A 16,440-nucleotide genomic window follows, 5' to 3' on the forward strand; every position below is an offset into this window, starting at 1 on the left:
TTACTCACCATAAATCTTTTTAATATTATCCATTGTTGCTCCTAGATTCTTTAACACACCATCAAGAATCGTAACGGCTGCCATTGATTCTACCACAACTACAGCCCTTGGCACAATCATTGGATCATGGCGCCCATGAATTTCAATCTCTACATTGTCAAGATCACGGTTGATCGTCTTCTGTGTTCTCGCAATGGATGGAGTTGGTTTGACCGCTGCACGAAATACGATCGTACTTCCGTCACTCATTCCTCCAAGAACTCCGCCAGAATGATTCGTTTCTTTCACGGCTTTGCCATCCATACTGATAAAATTATCATTATTCTCTGATCCTCTAAGGTTTGCAGCTGCAAATCCATCTCCGATCTCAAACCCTTTAACAGCTCCAATAGACATAATTGCCTTCGAAAGTTCTGCATCCAGCTTATCAAATACAGTTTCTCCAATACCAACTGGCATCCCTGTGATCTGGCATTCTATAATTCCACCGATCGAATCCTGTTCTTTGATCATCTGATCTGCTTTCTTGGCTACAAGATCTGCTGCTTCCTTATCTGGCATATTAAACGGATTGTTATTCATCTCATTAAGATCAAATCTATCCTCTGAAATCTCAATACCTGCAATTGCCTTTGCATATGCCTTTACAGAAATTTCTAGTTCTTCAAGCACTTTCGCTGCAACTGCACCTGCAGCAACACGTCCGATCGTCTCTCGTCCTGATGATCTTCCACCACCACGATAATCTCTGAAACCATATTTCATATCAAATGTAAAATCTGCATGTCCTGGACGGTAAACATCCTTAATATTACTATAATCCTTAGATCTCTGATCCTTATTATATACAACCATGGAAATCGGTGTTCCTGTTGTCTTCCCTTCAAATACTCCAGAAAGAATCTCTACTTGATCTCCTTCCTTTCTCTGTGTTGTATACTTAGACTGTCCCGGTTTCCTGCGATCCAGATATTTCTGAACATCTTCTCTATCTAATGATAGCCCTGCCGGACATCCATCCACAACTACTCCAACACCAGCACCATGTGTCTCTCCCCATGTTGTGATGCGGAAATTTGTACCAAAACCTGATCCTGCCATATGACTTCCTTCCTATAATTTGATATTTGCCAGTAAATCTCCAAGACTCGTTCCTGCAGCATCTTCTGTATACTCTACTCCAGTTTCTTCTGCTTTCTTGGCTGCTTCTTTATCATCTTCTAATGCTTTGATGCTTAAGCTTACTTTACCATTTGCAACTTTTATGATCTTAACTGTTACCTGTTCTCCTTCTTTCACAACATCTTCTGGAGATTTTACTCTCTTCTGGCTTAACTGTGAAATATGAACTAATCCGCTGATTCCATCTCCAATATCAACAAACGCTCCATAAGGCATGATATTTTCTACAGTTCCTTCTACAACTGTTCCAACTTTTAACTCATTGATCTTATTTTCACGTTCTTTTCTTGCTTTCTCCTGCTCTACTGCTTTTGCTGATAAAACAAGTCTCTGCTCCTCTGGTTCCACTGTAATGATCTTTGCTTCTACATCTTTCTGTAACCATACATTTAAATCTTCAACATATTTTGTTGATAATAAAGATGCTGGAATAAATCCACGGATTCCTTCAACATAAACAATAACTCCACCATTAACGACTCCACCAACAGTCAGTGCAAGCACTTCTCCACTTTCTTTAAGCTCTTCTAAATGATTCCATACTGCATCTTCATTTGTTGCTGCTTTATTTAAAGATTCTTCTAACTGAGTTTCGAATTGTTCCATTGTTTCTTTTACTTCTTCTGCCATAATAATCTTCCTCCGCTTTATTTTCTTAAACATTTATTTCATATTATAACATAGAATAAGAAAGATTCAAGAACGCTGATATTCCTTGTTATTTTGAATATTTTCTGTAAAACAGCCATGCTGCTGATATAACACCAGCCATGCCTGCAGCTATCCATAAACCAAGCATCGACTTTTCTCTTTTGTCCTTGACTTTTGTCTCCTTTTTCTGATCTTTTTCTACCATTTGCTTGATCGGATGTGGCAGGATTTTGGTTACCGCAAACTTTATTCTTTTGTTTGTTACATTTCCAGCTGCATCTTTTGCTTGAAGTTTTAGCACATGAATCCCTGGTTCCAGCTTCTTAAAAGATATTTTGTTTGTTAAATTTTTTATTTCTTTTTCATCCAGCTTTACCTTTGTCCAATAATCTTTCTTATTTTCCAGAGATACTGCAACGATTGTTCCATAATCACATTCACTCTTTTCATTAAGACCACTCATCTGGATCACTGGTTTTTTTGTATCATAAAAAAATGTAATCTTTTTACTTGATACCCGTTCTCCATTTGCATCTACCGCATTAAGACTTATCCTATAATTTCCATTCTCTGTAATTGGCTGTTTTATATAAACTTTATCTTTTTCCCATTCATATGAAACCTTCTGCCCATTCATAAGAAATTCTGTTACCTGTACAGGCTCTAAACTTACAACTTGAAATCCCGGTCTAAAACTTTTCTCTGAAATATTCTTTCCTGCAAGTATTTTCTGCAAAAAATAAATATGAACGCCCTTTTTGTTGATCGTAAATTTCTTTGTCACAACATTTTGATTTCCTGCCAGATCTAAAGCTTCCACTCGTAATACATAATACCCATCGTCTTTTATCTTATCCGGTATCCATCTTTTTCCATTCAGATAAATTCTTGTCTGCTTTTCATCCAGATTTTCATCTTTTACATGTAGTTTTACGTTTACAAATGTTTTATAGGACTTATTATTTTTTATCCCACTAATATAAATTTCAGGTTTTTTCATATCAATCTTAAATACTTTTTCCTCACTGATCGACGCATTTCCTGCCATATCTTCCACTTGAACCAAAAGATTATGCTTACCATTCCGGTCAAATACTACTTCACTCTCATAATATTCTCCTTTTTGAACAAAACCTTTCATCTGCTTCCCAGAAGTTATAACTTTTACAGCATTTTTTTGGAGATTTTCATCCTTGATCCTTATCTTTACTTTCTGATATCTGCTGACTTTTTGAAATTCATTTTGAGATCGTATCAATATTTCTGGCTTCTTTGTATCCAAAAAACAAACTGTATGGAAACTATTTTCAGATCTATTTCCTGCTTCATCCTTTGTCCATATTTTCAGCTGATACTTTCCATCTTTTTTAATCTGTGGAATCTGATCTGTTTCTGTCTGTATTTGACCTGTCTGAAGCTGAGTTAATTGTGCATAAACGTGTACCAGAGGTCCTTCCGCCTGTTCTGATTCATATGTAAATTCAGGAATCTTTCCATACCATCCATTTAGAGATCTCTCACTGCACGTTATTTTAAATAACTGCGGCTTCTTTTTCCATAAACGGCACCAGATTTTTTGAATTTCACTATATCTTCCTGCATTAGAAACTGCTCTGATCAAAACAAGATCATCCATATCACGTTTCAACTCTAGTCTGCCATATTTCATTGATCTCCACTCATTATTACCAGTCTTATATTCATAGTGAGAAATTTTCGAAACTGCTTTTGAACCATGTGCTTCAAGTAAAATATCCTGATTGGTCCATTTTCCTGCTGTGTATGATCCACTGTCAACTTTTGGTATCGTTGGATTACTCAGTTCTATCGTGATTTTTCTTGTTTCCTCATATCCATTTCTATGAATCAGATGAATCTCATAATTTCCTTCTTCATAAAATGTCATCTTCAAAGTTTGTTCATAATCCCATTCTCCTTCCCACTTCTGCCGGTTTACAAAAATCATAATATCATCTTTTGTACAGGATCCTTTCAGATCTACTTCCATTACCACGCTGCTTCGAAAAAATGGTTCTTCCCCAGTTCCTTTCCATGTAATATCCCAGACCGCTGTCTCTTCCATTCCTTTGGTATCAGCAGGTATTGCAGATAAAAGGAGAAATAGTATGGCTGTCATGGTCATCAGTATTTTATGTTTTCTCTTCATAATCCAAGTTTCCTCCTCAACGCTTTTGCTCTGTTACTTGTCATTCCTGTCTGTTTTAGTCCCTGCAGATAAACATCCTTTGCCTTCTCTATCTGGTTTTTCTGGCATAGATAAATTCCATATTCAATATAAGCTTCCATGACTTTTGGATAATGTTTTATAAAACGTTCATACTCATTTTCAATATTCACAGATTTTTCTCTAAGATACGATAACTTTCTCTCATATATTTCCCATGCTTCATTTTTCTCTAATTTCTCATGAAACACTCTGTCAGTCTCTTGAAAAAAAAGCTTATCATCTCCTCTTTTTGCCTTAATCTCATACAGATTGATCTTTTGTTTTTCCAGCATCTTTTTTTGTTCTTCCTTAAGTCTGAACTTTTCTGTCTTATAAAGCAGTTTTTCTGCCTTCTTTACAACAAACTCTGGAAGTTTTTCCTGCCACAAAATATAATGATCAATAAAAAAATATGCTGACCAGAAATCATGTACGTCCTTTTGACAAATTTCTAATGCTGACACCAGCTCATCTTGTTTCACCTCCTTTTCAGGATCATTTAATACTTCTATCAGCAGAAGATATGCTTCTGTTTTCTTTTTATTTGTTTCTTCCTTCTTAAAATATTGACCGGCCAGTGTCAGATCTTTCTCTGTCCTTTCGTTTCCATAAAAATAAACCATACCTTTTTTGTAGAAATCCTCGTATGTTTTCACTGACTGTACTTTCAATTTTTCTTCTTTGTGGCTGTCTATAAAACCAAAAATACCGATCATGCCAATGCAGGCTAAAAAAACGACACTTTTTTCTGATCTGCTTTTCCAGACAATTTTTCTAAGATCTCTCTTGATATCTCTAGCGCTCTGATAATTCTTTTTCTCATCCTCACAAAGACATTTCTGTATGATATTCTCTATAGGATACTTTTTATTCTGTTCTGTATTTAGCTGAATGATCTTTCCTATACTGTAGACATCCATAAAAAATTCAGCTCTTTCTCCTGCTTTTGTCTGTCGTTTGGAAGCATAAATCCTCGTTCCATACCCAGTCAGAAAATCTCCTTTCATTGAAGATGCTCCAAAATCGATCAAATACAGACGTCCTGATGGATGAAGTATGATATTCTCTGGTTTAAGATCCATATGTACAACACCTCTCTTATGAACCTGTTCCAACACCTTACAGACCTTATACATAAGTAGTATCAATGTTTTTTCTGAAATTTTTCCATGGACTGTTTTATATGTTTTTAGAGATTGTCCTTTAATATATTCCATAACCAGGCAATGATCTTTGGCGTTTTCTGCAAGGAATAATTTGGGAATACCCTTGATATTTTTTAATTGATTTAATATCTCTTTCTCCCGTTTCCACTGATTTTCATCTTTAAGTATTTTCACTGCAACCTTTTTCCCTGTCTTTAAATCTTTTGCAAGAAATACTTTCCCCATTCCACCTGCACCCAAAAGCTTCTGAGTCTGATAACGGTTATGGTATATTTGAGCTATCTCTCTTTCGGAACTTTGACGATCACACAGGATAGATTGTCTAGTTCTCCACGTTTTTTTACTTTTCGAAAACATCTTTCTACCCATTCTTTCATTTGTTCCCTGGACGCTTCCACCTGATAGATCTCTTCCTCTTCAAGTAATCCATAAAATCCATCTGTACAAAGCAAAAATTCCATTCCCGGATGCAGTCTTCCCTTATAGCAATCTACTCTGACGTCCTTCGTCACACCAACACACTGCAGAAGAATATGTCGTCTCGGATCTTTTCTTGCCTGTTCTTTCGTCAAATGTCCTGCCCGAAGTTCAAGTTCTACCAGCGTATGATCTGTTGTCACAAATTTTCTATTTCTGTCAAACCAGTATGTTCTGGAATCTCCAACATTTAATACAAAAAATTCGTGATCTTCCACAAATAATAATGTTAACGTACTTCCCATTGATTTGACTTCTTCCATTTTTCTGCTCATCAACAAAAGGTTCTGATTGATCTTTCGGATCAAATCGATCAGATTTTGTTCGATCATATTAATTCCCATTTCATATAATCCTTCAAATAAAGTTTCATCAAACCACTGTTTCAATACTTCTACAATATAACGGCTTGCGATCTCTCCTTTCTTCAAACCACCCATTCCATCACACACAACAGCCAGAAGATAAAGCTTTCCATTCTTTTCCTGCTGCCTTAATAAATAAGCATCCTGATTCGACGGTCTTCCGTTTCCAATATCCGTCATTCCAATCGTATCTATCATATGTTCCTCCAAAAAATTCTTCATAATAGAAAAAAGCCTGTAAAGATTATTCTTTACAAGCTTTCTCTGCTGTTCTTGTTTGTTTCATTATTCTTCGATGTCTTCGCCATCCTCGAATTCATCTTCTTCGCCTTCAATCTCCTGTTTGAGAATCTCAATATCTCCTCTAAGTTTCTCGATGAGATTGAACAGATCAATATATTCTGCCTGTGGGTAGTCCATATGTTCTTCAAAATATTTCTCTCCCACCTGACGATACAAATCATTCAAATCTCTTTTCGCCACTCGCAGATCATTATGTCTCTTCGCAGAATCTGCCACTTCCTTCGCCTTCTGTGCAGCTGCTTTTCCTGTTGTTGAAATAGTTTCTTCCAGACGTCCGAAAAAATCTTTTGCCATATACGCTCACTCCCAACGTTTTTCTTTCATTGTACCTTATTCAGCTGCTTTCGTCCAGCCTAAAAGCGCCTTTCGAGACTTAATGTTTCTTCTTACGATATAATAGTAAAATCCCTGAAAATGCTGCAGCTGCCATAGCAAATATCCATCGAAGATCACTTTCGTCTCCTGTTTTTGGTCCAGAAGAAGTAGCTGTATTTTCAAAATCATTTCCCTTGTTTTTCGTATAAGTTATATTTTCAGGTATTTTCTGTTTTCTTACTTTGATCTCACGAACTGCTGTCACTTCTTTTGCGTTATCGGCCTTTGCTTTTGCCGTATTTTTTATCGTTCGATCTTTCATTATTTTGTTATTTAACTTTACCTGATAGATTACTTTTATTTTCTGGTCATTTGTAAGATTTTCTTTTGTTTCAATTCTGAAACTGTTATCTGATACAACAATCCTGCATTTCGAAGTGATATCTGCTTCATCTGGTGAAAAAACATGAACACTTTCCTTTATGATCTTTGCATATTTATGATCGATCTTATCTTCGATCACAATGTTCTTTGCAACTGCATCTTTCACAATCTGTGATACGAAAATCTGATATTCACAAATACCGCCAGCTTTATATACTGTCTTATCACTTCTTTTTGTGATCAAAAGCTGTGGAATATTCTCCTCCATCGTTACAACAATATCATCTCTTACTTTATCTGCATCCTCACTGTACGCAAATGCTGTATTTTTAATATCTCCATCGATCATTGAAAGAAATGCTGTATCATAAATTACAAGAAGCTCATCCTTATCACTTAAATCTCTTCCTGTGGCGATCTTAAACTTTCTACTGGTATCATCTCTGCTGATCTCACACTGATTTGTGATATCTTCCCCATTATATTTTACACGGATCATACCAATATCCATTCCTTTCTTCTCAAATAAATCTTCTATGATAACTTTATGTGCTGTCATCCCTTCATTTTTCTGTGTCACACGAATCTTATATGATCCAGTCTGACCTTCTTTATATATCTTATGATCTGATGTTTTCTCGATTTTTAACATTGGAGGTTTTACAACAACTGTATTTTCATCCTGCGCTGGCTCTGTGTTATCACTTTGTACGATCGCTGTATTTTTTATAGCACCATCAATTCTTTTTTCAAATAATACTTTATATATGATATCAATAGAATCACTGTCTCCAAGATCTTTTCCTGTTTCTACAACAAAATTTCCATCTCTTGCTTCTATTTTACATTCATCTGTAATATCTTGTTTGTTATACATGACTTGAAAATCAGAAATCTTCATTCCTTCTTTTTCAAATTCATCTGTAACTATTATATTTTTTGCTTTTACGCCTTCCTTCCCCTGTGTAATATGAAGTTTATAACTTCCTGTTTCTCCCACACTGTAAATCTTTTTATCGGACTGTTTAAGAATCTGAAGTTTAGGTGCCTTGATCTTGATCATCTCTTCTGCCACACCACCTCCTGAAGGAATATCTGCATCTTCACGGATCAGTTCTTTGTTACTGTTTCTTGTTGCTGGAACTTTCATTACATTTTTTATGTCTTTTCCCTCTAGTCCATCCTGCTCGATCACTGCCTGATAGCTGATCTCAATCTTGTCCGTCATCCACAGATCATTGTAATTTGTATCTTTTTTTCCACATTCAGAAGCGAATACCGGTATTATTCCGTTCTTTAATGCGATCGGAGTCTGTATCGTATAACTTCTTTCGTTATCATCAAATTCAGCCTGACATTTTGATGTTATATTTTTACCATCTGCCATCACTGATAATGTTCCAGGTATAATACGGATCCCTTCTGCTTTGATTTCATCCTCGATTCTTATATCTCTCATAAATGTTCCAGGATTTGGATTCGTTATCACTGCCTTATATGCCACATGATCACCTTTTTTATAAATCTGTGCCGGAGCTGATTTTATAACATCATTTTTAGGAGAATTGATATATATCTGTGCCTGATCTTTTGTCTCCGGAATTCCCGCTGCCCATGCAGATGCTTCATTATCGATCAACTGGCCATTTGCTGCCACTGATGTTTTCATTGTGTATACAATCTGGATTTCATTTTCATACGGAAGAACATAATCACCTTTTGACTTTAAGATCCAGCTATTTCCTTCTTTCTGCATTGTGTAGCAGTCTTCTGGAATTCCTGATACTTTTATATCCTTTAGCGAAACTCTGGAATTATCTGCAAATGATCTATCCTGAATCGTAAAGTATGCTGTTCCTGCTTTTGGATTTTTATTTTTCACAGTAACCTTGTAGGTAACCTCATCTTTTGCCTGATATTCATACTGCTTTGTCTCTTTTGTAAGCAAAAGGCCCGGATTACTCTCATCTTTTTTGGGCAGTTCTATATCAACCCTGACTTCATTCGTCATTGTGTTTTTGCCATCAATGATCGTCTTTGCCTTATTATTTTGTGTAAGAACTGTTTTATTTTCATTATAATGTCCATGCTTTTCCCAAAGATTCCTTAACTCCATAAGCTGCTCTTTCGTTGCATCTTTCATAATGTTCATCTTGATCTTGATCTTTAATACATATATACCGCGCTTATAAAATTCAGGATCATTCGGATCTTTTAATCTGGCTTTTACAAGATTTCCGTTTTGTGAGATATCAAATTCACTACTGACATCTTTATTGTCTCCATATACTTTGATATCAAGAATCTTCTGACATTCTTCTACATTGTCCTCGAATGCAAATCCGCTGAAATAATGGGCTTTCGGAATATCTCCGGCAATTGCCTGGCTTACTTCATAAGTCCATGTCTTTGCAAGATCTGGACAATTGTAATGCTCTGTTGATTCTCCATTCGACGTTATGATCTCTTTTTTTGGAGCTGGTGGATCAAATTTTACCATGTTCTGTCCATATCCAACATATTGTTCCTGATTTGTTGGTCCATCATCCATAATTCTTCCAAACGTATATTCAAACGTATCTGAAGCAAATGTAAATCCCGCACATGTAAAGTCTTCATTGTCATAATTTTCAGAAAAATCAGCATAATAAATACTCTTATTTCCATCTTTGTTATAACTTAATTTTGTGTTTTTAGAAACATATTCTCCATGGATGTCATCTGCTTTTACCCCGATATACTGGTGTGTATCAATATCCTGTAATGTCATATTACTTTTGATCGTTACAGGAATATTCGTTCCAGCTTTAAAAAACTGACTTTTCATTGTCATCTCTTCAATTCCGATATAAGAGCAGCCACTAAGATCACCTCCTACTGCCACATATCCTTCCATGTTCTTATATTTTTCGATTCCCGTGATCGTCATAACCAGATCAAATGTCTGCCATCTACCATGGCTTCCATCCTTGTCACACTGATAAATCTCCATATTCGTTTTCTTGATCTGTATATTTCCAGCTGTGTTTTCTGAAGTATCAAACCATAGATATTGTTTTAAAAATCCAGGCATAGAAATGTCTGGGAGTTTCTTGGTATCTTTTCCTTTGGTAATGATCGTCTTCGTCTGATCCGTTGGATGCATCTTAAATCCATAGGATGCATCCACACTTAATGCTTTCTGATCATCAAATGCTGAAAAAATATGTTTGTCATCTCCCCAACTGCTTGTAATTGGCTTTGCTTTGCTACAATTAAGCTGAGCCAGTACGGATTTTTCCTTTATTTTTGCTGTCAGTGCTGCTGATAATGAAAATACTACAACACCCAATGCCATAAGAGTTCTTCTTGCTTTCTTCATGAATACTACCCTCCTTATTATTGCCTTTTCTTTCCCTCATTCTCCAGCAGACAGAATTGTCTCATAGCATCTCAGCTCCCCTCATTCTTATGACAGGCTGCACTCACCTCCATGACCATGCAGAAGTCTCATTATCATATCCTTGTTCGCTCCCTGTCTCCAGATCATGGCGGGATATGTCCTCTTCGGACTGTACTAGAAAATGGTCTTATTCAGTTGTCAAAACTTCCCTTGGATTCATCATTTGATCGTCTTGTCGTGAATGGATTATCTGATTTGATTGATCAATCATCATTTTGATTTGTTTTTAGAATTTTCTGATATTGTATTCTCTTCCATTTATTCCCTATCTTGGTTCATCATAACATTTTCACATAAAAAAAGCAACCCATATTTTTATGAATTGCTTTTTTACTTTTATTTATTCTATTATACAAGAATGTATTCCTTAGATTCCAAGAATCTTTTTCACTTCATCTTCCATTGCTACTGTTTCGCACACTGTGTCATGAAGTACTGGTGCTGTTCTGATCTCTTCGATCGCTTTTGGAATTTCTGTCTTTGATACTTTGTTAAGTTCATCAACTAATTCAAAATCATCTTCTGCATCGTATGCTGGATCAATCGCATCCATAACACTTCTTGTAAATTTGTATGGACTGGCTGTTGAAGCAATGATTGTTGGAGTTTTGTCATCTCCAGTTGCTGCTTTGTATTTGTCATATGCAACGGCTGCTACTGCTGTATGTGTATCCATTACATATCCTTCTTTGTCATATACTTCTTTGATCTTCACTGCTGTTTCTTCTTCACTTCCAAAAGCTCCAAAGAACTCAGATAATTCTGCTTTCATTGCATCTGTGATCACATATTCTCCGTCTTTTGTAAGTGCTGCCATAAATTCTGCACACTGTTTTGGATCATTTCCTGCGATTCTGTAGATCATACGCTCTAAGTTGCTTGAGATCAGGATATCCATAGATGGAGATGTTGTAACATAGAATTCTCTGTTACGATCATATTTCCCTGTCTCAAAGAAATCAAATAATACTTTGTTCTTATTAGATGCACAGACAAACTTATTGATTGGAATACCCATCTGTTTTGCATAGTAAGAAGCTAAGATGTTACCAAAGTTTCCTGTTGGAACTACAACATTCATAGGTTCTCCTGCTTTCAGGGCACCCTGTTTTAATAAATCTGCATAAGCTTTTACATAATATACGACCTGTGGCACTAAACGTCCGATATTGATAGAGTTCGCAGATGAGAACTGGAATCCATTATCATTCATAACTTTCGCTAACTCTTTGTTAGAGAACATTTTTTTAACACCTGTCTGGGCATCGTCAAAGTTTCCTTTGATTCCGATCACATATGTATTGTTACCCTTCTGTGTTACCATCTGTTTTTCCTGAATTGGACTAACTCCAGACTTAGGATAAAAGACAATGATCTTGGTTCCTGGTACATCAGCAAATCCTGCCAGAGCTGCCTTTCCTGTATCTCCAGATGTTGCAGTTAAGATTACGATTTCATTCTTAACGTTATTCTTTCTTGCAGATGTTACGAGTAAATGTGGAAGAATAGATAATGCCATATCTTTAAATGCAATTGTTGCCCCGTGGAACAATTCCAGATAATATGCTCCGTCTACTTTCTTTGTTACTGCAATTTCTTCTGTGTCAAACTTGCTGTCGTATGCATTATTAATACAAGTCTTTAATTCTTCTTCTGTAAAGTCTGTAAGGAATTCTTTCATGACTGCATAAGCAATTTCCTGATAGGACATCTTTGTCAGATCTTCCAATGCTACGTTTAACTTTGGAATACTGTCTGGTACGAATAATCCTCCATCGCTTGTTAATCCTTTTAAAATAGCTTCAGAGGCGGTTGCTGTTTCTTCACTGTTTCTTGTGCTGTGGTATACTAAATTCATATTTCCCTACCTTTTCTTCTATCAAATATGCGTGTTTCTGTTGGTTTCTGATTATAACATATGTTGTATCCATCTACAACAGATTTTCATGAACTATATCTTATACAATTACAAATGTCAGCATGAGACGGACACCGCTGATCAAAGCTTTCTCATCAAAATCGAACTTTCCATGATGATTTGCAGGGTGGTCTCCACCTCCGATAAACGCAAAACATCCATCGATTTCCTCTAAGTAATTAGCAAAATCCTCTCCTAACATCATCGCAGGAACATGCGTAAATTCTGACGGATCGAACACTTCTCCTGCCTTCTCCATTACATTTTCTACAATCTCTGGATCATTGATCAGTGCTCCATGACTTGATGGCTGAAAATCAACTGTGACATCGATCCCATACATCTGTTCATGGGCTTTTGCAATATCTTTGACTCTCTCTTCGATCATTTCCTGTGCCTGCTTTGAAAATGTTCTTGCTGTTCCTTCGATCTTAGCTTCTCCCGCGATCACATTTCTTGCTGTTCCTGCTTCAATCTTCCCGATCGTTAATACTGCGGGATCTAATGGATTTAGATTTCTACTTACGATGGTTTGCATATTCATTACCATCGATGATACTGCCACCGCGGTATCAATTCCTTCATGTGGCTTTCCTGCATGACCAGACTTTCCATATAAATGAACTGCCAGCCAGTTTGTCGCCGCCATTCTTGGTCCTGCCTCCAGAGAAATCTTTCCGGATGGAATTCCATTGAAAATGTGAACTCCATAAATTCGCTTTACACTGTCCAGGATTCCTGTTTTTAACATAAACCTGGCACCTTCCGCAGTTTCTTCTGCTGGCTGAAACACAAGATAAACTCTACGATTTAATTCTGCCTCATGCATCTTTAAAATCTTCGCTGTTGCCATAAGAATCGCTGTGTGCCCATCATGTCCACACGCATGCATACAACCATGATTTAATGATGCAAAATCAAGTCCTGTTTCTTCTTCCACTTCAAGAGCATCCATATCTGCTCTAAGTGCAATACTGTCTTTCCTTCCATTACCAACAACTGCAATAATTCCTGAGGGATCAAAAATCTTATACGAGATCTCCCATTCTTCCAGATGTTCTCTGATATATTCCATCGTCATAGTCTCATGAAATGCTGTTTCCGGACATCGATGCAGTGCCCGGCGAAATTCTACGACTTCTTGTTCAATTGCATATGCTTCCTGGTTTATGTCCATATTGCTTCCTTTCTTTGCTGACTACCTTCCTGTAAGATTCATGATTAAGGCAACGATCAACCCAACAATGATCACTGGTCCCAGCACGATCATCATTGCATTAAATATATGAAACAGTAAGTAAATAATGAAAATAAAAATGATCACGGATAAAAGACATCCGAGTTTAAATTTTGTAGAATTCATCGTGAAAATATGTGTATTTCCACCAAACATATCCTCTGGAGTTTCCTCCTGTTCATCCTCATAATATTCTGTCTGTGCATAACTATCGTCCACACCTGCTGCGTCAATGATCGACCTTGCGATCAGTCTTGGACTACCTAATTCGTTTAAAATTTCTGCTTCTGTCTTTCCACTTCTGATCTGTTCATTGATATAATTCTCATAATAGTCAATATTTTGTTGTACTACCATCGGCGATACTATTCCCTCTAGTGAAGATCTTAACTCCCCCATAAATTGTTTTCTTGTCATAAATTTATTCTCCATCCTTATTATAGAAAATCTCTGACTCCTTTAATACGTGACAGGTTCCGTCTTTTACTTCGATCGTTGTCACTCCACAATTCTCCTGTCTTGGTGCATGCCAGAATTCCTCGATATCTCTTCCGTATATATGAGTCAGCAAACTATGTATCCAGGCTCCATGGGAAAAAACAGCAACGTGCTGATATTTTCTCTCATTCGGCAGAATCATATCTTCCAAAAATTCTACTGCCCTTCCTATAACTTCTCTATGTGTCTCACAACCATTAGTCGTTTCAAAATGTACTGGATCATTAAAAAAATCAAGAAATGGATCATTCCTGTCTTCCAATTCTTTTAATGTCATTCCTTCAAACATTCCAAAACAAGCTTCTTTCACCCTTTCGTCCTCATATAACGGAACATTTCTTCCACCTAAAATGATCTCCCCTGTTTCTTTTGCTCTCTTTAATGGACTGGTATATCCTATATCAAATGGTACATGACGAAGTCCTTCTCTTGTCATAAATGCAAGTTCTCTTCCATATTCATTCAACTCTATATCTGAACTTCCCTGAATTCTATGTACTTTATTCCAGTCAGTTTCTCCATGCCGGATCAAATATAACTTCAAAACATTTTACCTCCAATTTAACAATAGCATACCTTATTTTTTTGATTGAGTCTAGTCCCTCTTCATTGTGCATTTTTTCACTAAAATATAAAAAACTATGGATTTTTTATCGAACTTTGCTATACTAAGATTATACATATAAACTGAAATTTTAGGAGAGAAAAATTATGAACATTCATGTTGGAGACGAGATTGAATTAACAGAACAAGTAGTTCCAGAAAACACTGCAAAGGAATGGGGAAGTGGAAGCCTTCCTGTTTATGCAACACCTGCTATGATCTTATTAATTGAGAAAGCCGCTGTTAAATTATTAGATGGCAAACTTGAAGAAGGTCAGACAAGTGTTGGAACAAATTTAAACATTGCACATGTTTCCGCAACACCAGTCAATGGAACGATCAAATGTCACTGCTCATTATCTGAGATTGACCGCAAACGTCTGGTATTCCATATCGAAGTAACTGATAACAAAGGACGTGTTGGAATCGGTACTCATGAAAGATTCATCGTTGCTGATGAACCATTTATGGAAAAAGCTGCTAAGAAATTAGAAGATTAATTTTTAACTCTATGTACAAAAAAAAATGGTGTCAGGATTTAATCCCGACACCATTTTTATTATATTTTTATCTGCTTGTTCCCTTTAAGATTGGGGAAATCTTCTTATAAATAAAGAATGTAATCACTACACTGCACATTCCTTTGATAAATGTGAATGGCATATTAAACCAGATCAGTGCATCCCATAATGTCTTCACGTTCTTGTTGATCGCCTGATATGCACCAAGAATCGCCTGCATTGGCATGAAGTTTGTGTATACTGGATATACAACAAAGTAGTTTGAAAATACGCTGACGACTGACATAAGGACTGCCCCTGCTAATGCTCCGATCATTGCACTCTTCTGTGTTTTCTTTTTCTTATAAATAAGTCCTGCTGGTAATACAAAGCATACGCCTAAGATAAAGTTAGAAAGCTCTCCAACTCCACCTGTCTGTGTATGAAGAAGGTTGATCGCATTCTTGATAAAGCATACTGCAATTCCAGATACCGGTCCCATCGCATATGCTGCTAATAATGCTGGAAGTTCTGAAAAATCAAACTTGATAAATGGTGGTATTAACATAGGAATTGGAAATTCCAAAAACATCAGCACTGTTGCCAATGCTCCCAACATACCTGTTACTGCGATCGTTCTGATATTGAACTTTGTTCTTTTCATTGTCATTGTGTCTCCTGACATGATAATTCTCCCTTTCTTATCAAAAGATTTTAAATTTGTCCGCCAGAAGTTCTTGCAAAATTTTATAATTGTTTTATACAAGAAAAAATCCTGTCCATTTATCTACATAAACGACAGGGCTTCTGACTTGATCACATATCTTATATCTTCGTAATATCTTAAGACATGTCATCCAACTACTTCTTTCATCCAGACTATACTGTTGGTTCAGGATTCTAACCTGATCGGCTTTACGCTCGTGGACTTATCTCTCTTAGAGTATCACCACCAGTCGAGAATTGATATCTTCGATATCTCACTCTGCCCTGAAGTTGGAGAATCAATCTTCTCTACTTCAATATTCAATTACCAGAAAATGAAAGTGTTTTCTGTTCACATTTTTTATTATAATAACTTCTGTTTTATTTGTAAAGTATCATTTCATATTTCCTTATCTTTACACAAAGATTATTATTTGTTAAAATATACACAAGCAAAATGCTTTAT

The 16,440-nt window shown here is 36.3% G+C and carries 13 protein-coding genes and 1 riboswitch; of the genes, 1 reads left to right on the forward strand and 12 read right to left on the reverse strand.

Annotated elements, in window-relative coordinates; all coding sequences use genetic code 11:
- The 11 genes from aroC to OCV53_RS11255 all read right to left on the reverse strand — a co-directional run bounded on the left by aroC (nucleotide 1) and on the right by OCV53_RS11255 (nucleotide 14,709).
- Nucleotides 1-1,101, reverse strand: a complete 1,101-nt coding sequence (gene aroC, locus OCV53_RS11205; RefSeq protein WP_055198339.1) for a chorismate synthase — start codon at nucleotides 1,099-1,101, stop codon at nucleotides 1-3.
- A 12-nt stretch (nucleotides 1,102-1,113) separates the two neighbouring features.
- A complete protein-coding gene (locus OCV53_RS11210; protein ID WP_022375016.1) occupies nucleotides 1,114-1,812 on the reverse strand; it encodes a S1 RNA-binding domain-containing protein in 699 nt (232 codons plus the stop codon).
- Nucleotides 1,813-1,900: 88 nt separating this feature from the next.
- The gene (locus OCV53_RS11215; protein ID WP_055198343.1) at nucleotides 1,901-4,000 is read right to left on the reverse strand and encodes an Ig-like domain repeat protein; all 2,100 of its coding nucleotides are present in this window, start codon (nucleotides 3,998-4,000) and stop codon (nucleotides 1,901-1,903) included.
- Complete coding sequence (locus tag OCV53_RS11220) at nucleotides 3,997-5,595, reverse strand: protein kinase domain-containing protein (protein WP_081020119.1); 1,599 nt, start codon at nucleotides 5,593-5,595, stop codon at nucleotides 3,997-3,999. The genes OCV53_RS11215 and OCV53_RS11220 overlap by 4 nt, the downstream gene beginning before the upstream one ends.
- Nucleotides 5,505-6,266 (reverse strand): PP2C family protein-serine/threonine phosphatase, encoded by a 762-nt coding sequence (locus OCV53_RS11225; RefSeq protein WP_022375013.1) that lies wholly within the window; start codon nucleotides 6,264-6,266, stop codon nucleotides 5,505-5,507. Before OCV53_RS11225 ends, OCV53_RS11220 begins: the two co-directional genes overlap by 91 nt.
- 87 nt (nucleotides 6,267-6,353) lie before the next feature.
- The gene (locus OCV53_RS11230) at nucleotides 6,354-6,665 is read right to left on the reverse strand and encodes a hypothetical protein (RefSeq protein ID WP_022375012.1); all 312 of its coding nucleotides are present in this window, start codon (nucleotides 6,663-6,665) and stop codon (nucleotides 6,354-6,356) included.
- A 79-nt stretch (nucleotides 6,666-6,744) separates the two neighbouring features.
- Nucleotides 6,745-10,431 carry an LPXTG cell wall anchor domain-containing protein gene (locus tag OCV53_RS11235; protein WP_055198347.1) on the reverse strand — a complete coding sequence of 1,229 codons (3,687 nt, stop codon included), beginning with the start codon at nucleotides 10,429-10,431 and terminating at the stop codon, nucleotides 6,745-6,747.
- Between the two features lie 448 nt (nucleotides 10,432-10,879).
- A complete protein-coding gene (gene thrC / locus OCV53_RS11240) occupies nucleotides 10,880-12,370 on the reverse strand; it encodes a threonine synthase (RefSeq protein WP_055198349.1) in 1,491 nt (496 codons plus the stop codon).
- Nucleotides 12,371-12,470: 100 nt separating this feature from the next.
- The gene (locus tag OCV53_RS11245; protein ID WP_055198351.1) at nucleotides 12,471-13,607 is read right to left on the reverse strand and encodes a M20 metallopeptidase family protein; all 1,137 of its coding nucleotides are present in this window, start codon (nucleotides 13,605-13,607) and stop codon (nucleotides 12,471-12,473) included.
- A gap of 21 nt (nucleotides 13,608-13,628) precedes the next feature.
- Nucleotides 13,629-14,084 (reverse strand): DUF1700 domain-containing protein, encoded by a 456-nt coding sequence (locus OCV53_RS11250; RefSeq protein WP_055198418.1) that lies wholly within the window; start codon nucleotides 14,082-14,084, stop codon nucleotides 13,629-13,631.
- A gap of 4 nt (nucleotides 14,085-14,088) precedes the next feature.
- Nucleotides 14,089-14,709, reverse strand: coding sequence for a histidine phosphatase family protein (locus OCV53_RS11255; protein ID WP_022374161.1), 621 nt, complete (start codon nucleotides 14,707-14,709; stop codon nucleotides 14,089-14,091).
- Between the two features lie 167 nt (nucleotides 14,710-14,876).
- Here OCV53_RS11255 and OCV53_RS11260 point away from each other — a divergent pair, with 167 nt between their 5' ends.
- Nucleotides 14,877-15,269, forward strand: a complete 393-nt coding sequence (locus OCV53_RS11260; protein ID WP_055198353.1) for a thioesterase family protein — start codon at nucleotides 14,877-14,879, stop codon at nucleotides 15,267-15,269.
- 67 nt (nucleotides 15,270-15,336) lie between these two features.
- Here OCV53_RS11260 and OCV53_RS11265 read toward each other — a convergent pair whose 3' ends face one another.
- Complete coding sequence (locus OCV53_RS11265) at nucleotides 15,337-15,954, reverse strand: ECF transporter S component (protein ID WP_055198355.1); 618 nt, start codon at nucleotides 15,952-15,954, stop codon at nucleotides 15,337-15,339.
- Between the two features lie 173 nt (nucleotides 15,955-16,127).
- A riboswitch (FMN riboswitch) is annotated at nucleotides 16,128-16,271 on the reverse strand.
- Nucleotides 16,272-16,440 lie beyond the last annotated feature (169 nt).

It is taken from the genome of Anaerostipes amylophilus, from assembly GCF_025567365.1.
In the GTDB taxonomy this organism is placed as follows: Bacteria; Bacillota; Clostridia; order Lachnospirales; family Lachnospiraceae; genus Anaerostipes; species Anaerostipes amylophilus.